Annotated in this window: 6 protein-coding genes; 2 read left to right on the forward strand and 4 right to left on the reverse strand. The window is 62.8% G+C overall.

Going from position 1 to position 10,579, the window contains the following annotated elements:
- Positions 1 to 9: 9 nt before the first annotated feature.
- The 3 genes from FIV39_RS28065 to FIV39_RS28075 all read right to left on the reverse strand — a co-directional run bounded on the left by FIV39_RS28065 (position 10) and on the right by FIV39_RS28075 (position 8,931).
- Complete coding sequence (locus FIV39_RS28065; RefSeq protein ID WP_090401210.1) at positions 10 to 6,324, reverse strand: Ig-like domain-containing protein; 6,315 nt, start codon at positions 6,322 to 6,324, stop codon at positions 10 to 12.
- 52 nt (positions 6,325 to 6,376) lie between these two features.
- On the reverse strand, positions 6,377 to 7,210 hold the full coding sequence (locus FIV39_RS28070) for a sulfotransferase family protein (RefSeq protein ID WP_090401211.1): 834 nt from the start codon (positions 7,208 to 7,210) through the stop codon (positions 6,377 to 6,379).
- Between the two features lie 116 nt (positions 7,211 to 7,326).
- On the reverse strand, positions 7,327 to 8,931 hold the full coding sequence (locus FIV39_RS28075; protein WP_090401212.1) for a glycosyltransferase family 39 protein: 1,605 nt from the start codon (positions 8,929 to 8,931) through the stop codon (positions 7,327 to 7,329).
- Positions 8,932 to 9,130: 199 nt separating this feature from the next.
- On the opposite strand from FIV39_RS28075, the gene FIV39_RS28080 reads away from it, so the two are divergent.
- Together FIV39_RS28080 and FIV39_RS28085 are read left to right on the forward strand one after the other, a co-directional pair.
- The gene (locus tag FIV39_RS28080; RefSeq protein WP_090401213.1) at positions 9,131 to 9,718 is read left to right on the forward strand and encodes a phage tail protein; all 588 of its coding nucleotides are present in this window, start codon (positions 9,131 to 9,133) and stop codon (positions 9,716 to 9,718) included.
- A gap of 55 nt (positions 9,719 to 9,773) precedes the next feature.
- Positions 9,774 to 10,082: a hypothetical protein gene (locus FIV39_RS28085; RefSeq protein WP_090401214.1), complete on the forward strand. Its 309-nt coding sequence runs from the start codon at positions 9,774 to 9,776 to the stop codon at positions 10,080 to 10,082.
- Here FIV39_RS28085 and FIV39_RS28090 read toward each other — a convergent pair.
- The gene (locus FIV39_RS28090; RefSeq protein WP_090401215.1) at positions 10,058 to 10,573 is read right to left on the reverse strand and encodes a GNAT family N-acetyltransferase; all 516 of its coding nucleotides are present in this window, start codon (positions 10,571 to 10,573) and stop codon (positions 10,058 to 10,060) included. The two genes, FIV39_RS28085 and FIV39_RS28090, sit on opposite strands and share 25 nt — an antisense overlap.
- Positions 10,574 to 10,579: the final 6 nt, after the last annotated feature.

A 10,579-nucleotide genomic window follows, 5' to 3' on the forward strand; every position in this document is an offset into this window, starting at 1 on the left:
TAGTTGTGTTCAAGCCTGCATTTCGCTGATGCCGACTTGTTGCAGTGCGTGTGCCAGGTCCATCACCTGGTGACGCTCCCTCTCGTTGATCTGTTGCAATTGTTGGCCAAGGGTCGGTGCGCCAAAGACGCCGCGCAGGCCTTGGGCCGCATCGCCGCCGCTCTTGATCGACTGGTTGTCGAACGCTTTGAAGCCTGAGTCGCTGCCACCGGTATCGCGGTTGAACAGGCCTGACAACGTGCTTGAGCCAAATACCCCGCCGTCGCCGCCGCCGAAGCCAAGGAAACCCTGGCCACTGCCGTCCCCGCTACCGTCAGCGCTGAACACCTGGGCGATAAAGCTGGGCGACGACGCGCCGGTGTTGATGAAAATGCTGCCGATGGGCGGCAAGCCGCCACCCATCTCACGTTGCTCGAACAGCGGCGGGAAACCGATGGGCGAACCCAGATCGCCACCCGGACGGCCGAAGATGATCGGCTGCAACGGCTGGTTCGGCGCATCCTGGGGCGCAACCGGAACGGTGACGCGGAAGAGGGGGTCGCCCGTCAGCGCAATGGTGTTGATCGCAAAATTGTTGGAGTTGGCAAAACCGCTGCCCGCGTTGCCCGCCAGGTCTACCACCAGGCTGGAATCCAACGTGATGAAGTTGCTCGGATCGTTGATGTTCGCCGTGGGTGTCAGGGTCGCAGTCCAGGTCTTGCCGCCGTCGTTGGTGGCCAGGTTGGACACGGTGCCGTTGGCCACACTGAGGTCATCAAGCTCGAAGCCGCTGACCTTCTCGTTGAAGGTGAAGGTCACCGTGGTGGTCTGCCCGACCGTCAGACTGGGGTTGGCGACGCTGATGATCGCGGTAGGTCGCTCCCCATCAATCGCAAAGTTGTTGGAAATTACGATGCCGCTGCCGACGTTACCCGCGGCATCATTCACCAGGCTGGTGTCCAGTACGATCAGGTTGGTGGCATCGCTGATGGCCGCCGTCGGCGTCAAGGTGGCGGTCCAGGTTTTACCGCCATCGCTGCTGGCCAGGTTGGACAAGACAGCATTGGCCACGCTCAGGTCTGACAGATCGAAACCGCTGACCGCTTCACTGAAGCCGATGGTCACCGTGGTGGTCTGCCCGATGCCCAGGTTGTTGTCAGCTACGGAAATCGTCGCGGTTGGGCGCTGGGTGTCAATCGTGAAATTGTTGGAATCGGTGGTGCCGACGCCTGCGTTGCCGGCGCCGTTGACCAAGCCGGTATTGTCCAGGGTGATCAGGTTGGTGGTGTCGCTGGTGCTGGCGTTCGGTGTGAACGTGGCGGTCCAGGTAACACCGCCGTCGGCGGACATGACGTTGCTCAGCGTGCCGTTACTGATGTTCAGGTCGCTGTTGTCGAAACCGCTCACCGCTTCGTTGAAGGTGATGGTCACCTGGCTGGTTTCACCGATGTTCAGCGATGTATCGGCGACCACGATGGTTGCCGTCGGCACCTGCGTATCGATGCTGTAGTTGGCGGAATTGCTGGTACCGGTTCCGGTATTGCCCGCCGCGTCACTCACGCCGATGTTGTCCAGGGTGATCAGGTTGGTCGCGTCGCGCACGCCGAGGGTCGGGGTGAAGACGGCGGTCCAGGTCACGCCGCCGTCGCTGCTGCTGACAGCGCTCAGGGTGCCGTTGGCAACGCTGAGGTCATCGTTGCTGAAACCGGTCACGGCCTCGCTGAAGGTGATGGTCACCAACGAGGTTTCTCCAACACTGAGGGAGGGATCGGCCAGCACAATCGTTGCAGTTGGGCGCTGGGTATCCAGCGCGTAGTTGTTGGAATCGGTGGTGCCGACGTTGGCGTTGCCGGCCAAATCAACGATGCCACCACTGTTTAGCGTGATGACGTTGCTGGTGTCGGCGACGCCATTGGTCGGCGTGAAAGTTGCAGTCCAGGTGATGCCGCCGTCACTGCTGCTCAGCCCCGAAATCAAGCCGTTGGCGACGGTCAGGTCAGCACTGGTGAACGCCGTTACGGCCTCGCTGAAGGTGATGGTCACCAGCGAGGTCTCGCCGGCGGCAATGGCGGTGTCGGCCACGACGATGGTCGCGGTCGGGCGCACCGTGTCGACGGCGTAGGTGTTCGAATCGGTGGTGCCCACACCCGCGTTGCCGGCGCCGTTGACCAAGCCGGTATTGTCCAGGGTAATCACGTTGCTGGTGTCGGAAATACTGGCGCTCGGCGTAAACGTGGCCGTCCAGGTGACGCCGCCGTCGCTGCTGCTCAGAGTGCTGAGCGTGCCGTTGCTGACGGTCAGGTCCGCATTGTCGAACCCGCTGACCGCCGAGTTGAAGGTCACCGTGACCAACGATGTCTCGCCAATACTCAGCATGGTATCGGCGATGACGATGGTCGCCGTCGGCACGTTGGTGTCGACCTGGTAGTTGTTGGAGCTGGTGGTGCCGGTACCTGTGTTGCCCGCCGCATCGTTGATGCCGGTGTTGTTCAGGGTAATCACATTGGACGTGTCGCTGATACCGAGGGCCGGTGTGAAGGTGGCGGTCCAGGTGATACCACCATCACTGCTGCTGACCGCGCTCAATGTGCCATTGGCCACGCTCAGGTCCGAATTGTCGAAACCGCTGACCGCCTCGGAGAACGTAATGGTCACCAGCGAGGTTTCGCCGACGCTCAACGCAGTGTCAACCACGACGATGGTCGCGGTCGGGCGCTGGGTATCGATGGCGTAGTTGTTGGAGTCGGTGTTGCCACTGCCGACGTTGCCCGCCCCATCCACAACGCCGGTGTTATTGAGGGTGATCAGGTTGGTGGCATCGCTGGTGCCGGCGCTCGGGGTGAAGGTCGCGGTGTAGGTGATATTGTCGCTGGTGCTCAGGCCGCTGAGGCTGCCGTTGGCAACGGTCAGGTCGGCCAGGGTGAAACCGGTCACCGCCTCACTGAAGGTAATCGTGACCAGGGACGTTTCGCCGATGTTCAGCGCGGTGTCGGCCACCACGATGGTGGCGGTCGGGCGCAGCATGTCGATGGCGTAGTTGTTGGAATCGGTGGTGCCGCTGCCGGCGTTGCCCGCCGCGTCACTCACGCCAGTGTTGTCCAGGGTGATGAGGTTGCTGGCATCGCTGGTATTGGCGCTCGGCGTGAGCGTGCCGGTCCAGGTGATACCGCCGTCGCCGCTGCTCAGGCCGGTAAGCGTGCCGTTGGCGACCGTCAGGTCGGCGCTGGTAAAACCTGTCACCGCTTCGCTGAAGGTGATGGTCACCAGCGAGGTTTCGCCGACGCTCAGCGCGTTGTCGGCCACCACGATGGTGGCGGTGGGGCGCTGGGTATCGACAGCGTAGTTGTTGGAGTTGGTGGTACCACTGCCAGCATTACCGGCCGCGTCCGCCACACCGGTATTGGCCAGGACGATCAGGTTGGTGGCATCGCTGGTGCTGGCGCTCGGCGTGAGCGTCGCGGTCCAGGTGATACCGCCGTCGCTGCTGCTCAGCCCGCTCAACACGCCATTGGCAACGGTCAGGTCGGCCAGGGTGAAACCGGTCACGGCCTCGCTGAAGGTGATGGTCACCAGCGAGGTTTCGCCGATGCTCAGGGCGTTGTCGGCCACCACGATGGTGGCGGTCGGGCGCAGGGTATCGATGGCATAGTTATTGGAATCGGTGGTGCCACTGCCGGCGTTGTCCGCCAGGTCACTCAAGCCGGTGTTGTCCAGGGTGATCAGGTTGGTGGTGTCACTGGTGCTGGCGCTCGGGGTAAGCGTGCCGGTCCAGGTGATACCGCCGTCGCCGCTGCTCAGGCCGGTGACCGTACCGTTGGCGACCGTCAGGTCGGCGCTGGTAAAGCCTGTCACCGCTTCGCTGAAGGTGATGGTCACCAGCGAGGTTTCGCCGACGCTTAGCGCGTTGTCGGCCACCACAATGGTGGCGGTCGGGCGTTGCGTGTCGACGGCGTAGTTATTGGAATTGATAGAGCCCACACCAACATTGCCACTGAGGTCTGCCACGCCGGTTTTATTCAGGACAATGAGATTGGTGGCATCGGTGATAGCCGCGTCCGGCGTCAGCGTGGCCGTCCAGGTGATGCCACCGTCGCTGCTGCTCAGGCCGCTGATTGAGCCGTTGGCAACGGTCAGGTCGGCGGTGGTGAAACCGCTGACTGCTTCGCTGAAGGTGATGGTCACTACGCTCGTTTCGCCGATCCTGAGGGCGGTGTCGGTGACCACGATGGACGCCGTGGGTGCCACGGTATCGTTGACGATGTAGTTGTTCGAGTCAGTGGTGCCCACACCTGCATTGCCAGCCAAGTCGGTCACGCCGGTGTTGTTCAGGGTGATGATGTTGGTGGTGTCAGCAATGTTGCCGGCTGCGGTCAACGTCCCCGTCCATGTGATCCCACCGTCGCCACTGGTCAAGGTCCCGACGCTGCCGTTCTGCACTGCCAGGTCTGCCGCAGTGAGGCCGGTCACGGCTTCGGAGAAGGTGATGGTCACCAGCGACGTACCGCCGGAGTTCAGGTTGGTATTGGCGACCACGACGGTCGCGGTGGGAGGTGTCTCGTCCGGCACATAGTTGGTGTTGAGAGTGCCGCCGTCACCATAGATATTGACCACCGACGCCGGAGAAACACCGGCAGAGCCCGCGCTCGTCCCCCCTACGCCGCTGCCGCCGACGTTACCGGCCAGTGCCATGAAGTTGGCCGCGGTCATCAGGATCGAACCCTTGTTCCAGATAGCACCGACGCCGACGCCACCCGCACCGCCCGCCTGGAGGTAGCTACCCCCCGCACCGCCGCCACCGCCACCACCGCCGGCACCCACGTTATTGGAAATGACCGAGTTACCGATGACCCGCAAGGTCGCGCCGGTATCGTTGTAGATCCCGCCGACTGCACCGCCGCCAGCGCCACCGATGTCGTCATAGCCGTCACCACCGCCGCCACCGCCGATGGACAATCCGCCACTGGTGGCCGTGCCACCGGCCGAACCGGTGCTATAACCCGGATACGCCGCACCGCCGGCGCCACCGGTGGTGGAACCGCCACGCCCGCCAATATTGAAGAAACCACCGCCCGCACCGCCCTGCCCCGCCGTGCCGTTGGAGCCCGTGGAGTTGAGCGTATCGCCGCCCTTGCCGCCGGTACCGCCGGTGATCGCGCCGCCGCCGCCACCGCCGCCCCCGGCATATTGCGGCGTTACACCGCCGCCGCCGCCACCGCCCGAAGCGGCGTTCGCGGTCACCGTGACGTTTTTCAGGGTCAAGGTACCGGCGTTGTAGATGCCGCCGCCCTTGCTCACCAGCGCATCGTCGCCGCCGTTACCGCCGTTGCCTGCCGCCATGCCACGGGTAATCACCAAGCCATCGAGGGTGGCCGTGGTGCCGGCCGTCACATTGATGACCTGTGTGCGGTACTGGCCGTCGAGGGTCACGTCGGCCACGTTGTCGTTATTGAGGTCACCATCGATAGTGACGTTCTTGTCGATCACCAGCACCGACGTCAGCCCGATGGTCATGGTGTTATTGAACGTGACAATGTCGCCGTTCTGCGCGGACGTCAGCGCCGCGCGCAGGGAACCCACGCCGGCATTGAGGTTGTTGGTGGCGGTCCAGGTTGCCAGGCCCCATTGATACTCGCTCATGGCGCTGGCCGACAGCACGTTGGCGCTTTCGATATTGCCCGTGGCGATTTCCAGGTCCCAGTCGCCACCCAGGCCGGTGCGGTCGGTTGACGCCGCCACGTCGCGGCCGGTCAACTGCGCCAATGAATCGACCAGGCTCAAGCCACGCTCGCCTTCGGCGGTGTAGCAGCCATAGATCAGGATATCGCCACCGACATTCATGTCCTGGCCGATCTGCGCCAGCACCTCGCTGCGGGCCTGGACGTTATCCGCCGACAGGTAGCTGTTGCCCAACCACAAATCGCCGGCGTTACCGTGGGCGATGATCTGCACCGAGCTGACGCCCTGGTGGCTATCCAAGTAGTCGGCGATCTGCTGCAAACCGTCCTTGGTCGCATCCAGTTGCACCACCTGGGTACCGGTCGCCACGCCTTCGAGCAGGCTGGCGGAATCCTTGACTCGTGAGTCGACGAACAGCACGCTCTTGCCCGGCACCGCCGCCTGGGTCGCATCGACCTGGCCCTGGGGCGCGTGAGTGTCCGCCGGCTGATCCGCCGTGGGGGTCTTGGCCGCCTCGGCCGTAGGCTGGGCATCCGGCTGCGCGGCATCGACCACGGTTGCGGCCACTGCACCGTCGAACAGCATTCGCGGCTCCAGGAACATGATCATTGGCGATGCCAGGGCGTGTGCACCCTCGGTTACCCGCGATTTGCCTTTGCTCCACCACATGACGATCACCTGGACTCGAACGCTTTGAACACGCAAAAAAGAAAAACCGCAATCAGCTGATCGCGGCGTCGGTTTTCATACGAATGACATTGGCTGCACTGGCAGACCCATCGCGCCAGAACGACAACGCGGCATACTTTTCAAACAGGTCCGGCGGTAACACGGTTCGCCGGGCTTGTGGCGCGACCTTGGGCTTGACCTTGTGCAGGCCGGCAAGCCCCAGCGCCTCGTCAAAGGCCGGTGCGTCGTAGGTCAGGTGATTGAAATCATGTTCGAACCACGGTTCACCGATGAACTCATACACCAGCCGCATCACGCGCTCCGGGGCCTGGCTCAACAAGTCGTAATCGACGATCAGCAACGACTCGGCGTTCTCGCCGTAATACGCCTCTTTGAGCGCCGTCCAGGCAAAGCCCACCAAGCGATTACGCTGGGCCAGGGTTTCGCAACGGCTGTACACGGTGTTGCGCTCGTCATCGTCATTGAACAGTTTGGTGTTCTCGAACGGATTGGCGCGGTACAGACGTTCAAGGCTGTCCAAGACCCACGCCACGTTGCGCACGCAGGCGATTACCTTGCCCTGGGGGAACAGGTCATGCAGTGCGGGCATGCGCGCGCACCACTGGCGATTGGTGTCGAACACCACCGGGGTGGAGGTCTGGTTGGCGTAATAGGAGTCGAATAGCCCGCGCAACAAACGGCGGCGAGTGCCGGCATCGATCACCGAGCCGAACTCACTGCCGGCGCTGCATTGCGCCAGCACCCCGTTGAACAAAGGGCTCACTGGGCTGCTCATGCCTGCGTGGAAACGCGGGTTCTGCAGGAGAATCGCAGAGAGCAGAGTCGAACCGGAACGCGGCAGTCCGGAGATAAAGTGATACTGCATCCGTTCACCACTTTGTAGGACAACATCCATTTGTCGCCGAAGAGTAGTTGAAGATTGCACGCACCACTAGGACGCAGTTGCCACCATTTTGATATTCCTTTCATAACGAATGGGTATTAGCGGCAACCTTCCGGTCGCAAGGGCTCGGGGCCGCGGCACAACACATAAAGACGCGCCCTCGCCCCGCCGCCATCTTGTTGGCTGACTAGTCGCCAATCCGCTGGCAGCGGCGCAAATTCGTCCGGCTGTTCGTTGCTGCTGATCAGCCAGACACGCCGGGTATCGGCCGGCAAATCCGACAAACGGTCGAGGTAGATGCGCCCGCCGTCCTGGTCCACCAGGGTGCCAAAGCCGTAGGCATTCGGCCGGGTTGGCGTGCCATCGGCCTTGGGCGGGGTGTAGAGCTGCAACTGGGCGTCGGTCTGGTCGTAATACACGTAGCTGAGGTACCACAGCATGTCACTGAGAACGATGCGGTCGTCCTCCTGGTAGTTGCGATTGACGAACTCCACTGGGCCGTTGAACTGGTCATGTTCATCCACCGTGAAGTTGTTCTTCAGCCCCAGCAGTTCCACACCGACCAACAGCACGAACAGCGCCGCCCCCAGCAGAGACAGGCGCGAGGGCAAGCGGTCGATGGCTATCGTCACCAGAATCGGCAAGCCCAGGGCGTATACCGTGAGGTAACGCTCGATAAACACCGGGGAGATAAACGACACGCCGTAGACGAGTAACAGCGGCAACAGGAAGAACAGCGCCAACAGGCTGGCCGGACGATAACGCTCGCGATCACGCCAGGCCGTAACACCCACTACACCCAGCAGCAGCAACGGGAACAGCCAGAACAGCGGCGCCCAAATGCCCAGGCCCTCATCCTGGAGCAGAAACTGCCAGATCATCGACGGCACGGAGAGCAGGCTGACCGGGTCTTCCCAGCCTATATCGCCGCCCACCTTGAGTTCATCGACATGCTGCACCAGGCCCAGCAGGTTCGGCAGCCACGGCAGGTACAACAGCACGATGACCACGTTGGCCAGCCACCACTGCCGACGCAGAATCAGGCGCTCGCCAGGCCGCTGGGACGTGCACAGCACGCCCAGCCACGCCCAATGCACCAGCACGCACAACGCGGTGAAGTAGTGGGTGTAGAAACCGGCGGCCATCAGCAACACGTAGGCCACCAGGCAGCGGCTGCGTTCGGGTTGGCGCACCCAATACACCAGCGCCAACGTGGCGGCCAGCAGCCACACGCCGAGCAGCGAATACATCCGCACTTCCTGGCTATAGCGCACCGCCGTGGGCATCAGCGCCAGCAGTACGCCGGCCAATACGGCGGCACGCTGGGTCGACAGCTGGCGTGTCAGCCAGACGCCAAGCCCCACGACCACCACGCCGGGCAGCGCACTCATGCTGCGTATGGACCAGATCCCGTCGCCAAACAGTTCGATCCAGCCGCGCAGCATGAAAAAGTACAGGGGTGGATGCACATCGTGCGCGGCGTGAAACCACAGGTCGCCCACGGCGTATTCGCTCAGCAGCAGGCTGGAGCCTTCGTCGCCCCAGATCGCCGCCGCCGTCAGGCCATAAAAACGCACGGCCATGGCCAGCGCCAGGATCGGCAACCACCATAGCCGGCTCAGCCATCCGGCGCCTGCCCAGGCGCCGTTGTACGCGGTAACGGCCGCAGCCTTTTCGTCTTGCTCTACCACAGACCGTCGCACCTCAATTCCCCTGCCATTGCCTGTTTCCAAAGCAAAACCCGTGCATGCACAAACAGTCGCCACTCTAGGTCAAAAGCCCCCGGTTCGCTCGCTGTTTCGAAAGCGCCAGGCAGCGAGCGAGCGCTGCGTCTACGCTCTGCGATGACGCCCGATCGATTGGCGTCACACCCCGTAAAGCCCATACAAGGATGAACGAATCATGGAAGTATTCATCGGCACCATCCAACCCTTCGCCTTTAATTTCGCTCCACGAGACTGGGCCTTGTGCGCCGGTCAGACCCTTTCGCTCAGCCAGTTCCAAACGCTGTTCGCCTTGATAGGCGTCACCTACGGCGGCGATGGCGTGCAAACGTTCAAGCTACCGGACCTGCAAGGTCGGCTACCCATCGGCCAAGGCAACGGTGCAGGGCTGTCGCCACGGGTCATGGGCGAATTCGCCGGCACCGAAAGCGTCACAGCCACCCTGGCCAACCTGCCCGCCCACACCCACGATGCAACAACGCTCGCCATCAGCACCTCGGTGCAACTGACCAGCGTCACCAGCAACCCAGTGACGGTGCCCACCGCCACCAACGCGTTTATCGGTGCTTCCGGCGCGGGACCGGGCAGTGCCACGATCTACTCCGACCAACAAGGCGTCAGCCCGGTGCCGCTCAAGGGCGTCGCCTCCACGGTGACGGGAACCCTCGCGCCTGCGGGCCAAGGCCTGCCGATGGGGTCGATGAATCCGTTCCTGGCGATCAACTTCAGCATTGCCCTGAACGGGATCTTTCCATCACGCAGCTGACACCTGCACGTGGCCGAGGCTTACAGGCCTCGGCCCTTCTGACGCGGAGCCCCCTATGTTGAACCTGGTCACTCCTGAGCATTTTCGGCCGTTGCTGAACCGCACCAGCGTGCTGTACCTGCCCGATGGTTCGGCGCTGCCGATCCAGATCCAACGCTTGAACGATGCACCGCAAGCGAGCATGCCGGGCAGCCCTCGCGGGGCGTTCAGTGTGTTGTTCAATAGCCTGGAACCTACCGACTTCGTCGATGGCCTGTGCCGTTTGCCACTGGCGCACACCTGCCTGGAACACGTGTTTGTATCCCGCGAGCCCGCCATGGGCCGTGACGCGCAGCGCGGTTATTTCTGCATCGTGTTCAACTGAGACGGGTACCACACCAAGCGCTGAGCGGCAGGCGTCGCTTCTTCCACCTGAAACCCCAGCGCCAGGTAATGCTGGCGCGCATGGGGGTTGCTCGCCCAGACCACCGTGGCCACCGGGCAACACACCTGTTGTGCGGCTTGCTGCACGCCCTGCAGCACTGCCCGGCCAAAGCCTTGGCCTCGGGCGGCAGGGATAAACGCCAGGTACAACACGCGGATTTCATTGGGCCCGAAGTCGGCACTCAAGGCGCCGATGGGGGTATCGAGTTTCTCGATCACGTAATGCAGCGCACCCGGAAAGTGCTCGCCCATGCCGCGTTCCTGAACTTGAAACTGCTGGGCGATGACCTCTTCCACCAGGGCCTGCTCACCATCGATCCACTGCAAGTCCGCGCGTGCCGAGCGGTAAAGCCTGTGCAAAAACGGCTCGTCGGTACTGCGTGACGGGCGCACCGAGAGGCCCTGCGCCAAAGCGCCTTCCTTGTTCAACATCGCGTT

The organism is Pseudomonas grimontii, from assembly GCF_007858185.1.
In the GTDB taxonomy this organism is placed as follows: Bacteria; Pseudomonadota; Gammaproteobacteria; order Pseudomonadales; family Pseudomonadaceae; genus Aquipseudomonas; species Aquipseudomonas grimontii.

Coding starts and splice junctions, on each gene's coding strand:
- FIV39_RS28065 (WP_090401210.1), bottom strand. CDS start 6,324: ATGTGGTGGAGCAAAGGCAAATCGCGGGTAACCGAGGGTGCACACGCC.
- FIV39_RS28070 (WP_090401211.1), bottom strand. CDS start 7,210: ATGCAGTATCACTTTATCTCCGGACTGCCGCGTTCCGGTTCGACTCTG.
- FIV39_RS28080 (WP_090401213.1), top strand. CDS start 9,131: ATGGAAGTATTCATCGGCACCATCCAACCCTTCGCCTTTAATTTCGCT.
- FIV39_RS28085 (WP_090401214.1), top strand. CDS start 9,774: ATGTTGAACCTGGTCACTCCTGAGCATTTTCGGCCGTTGCTGAACCGC.
- FIV39_RS28090 (WP_090401215.1), bottom strand. CDS start 10,573: ATGTTGAACAAGGAAGGCGCTTTGGCGCAGGGCCTCTCGGTGCGCCCG.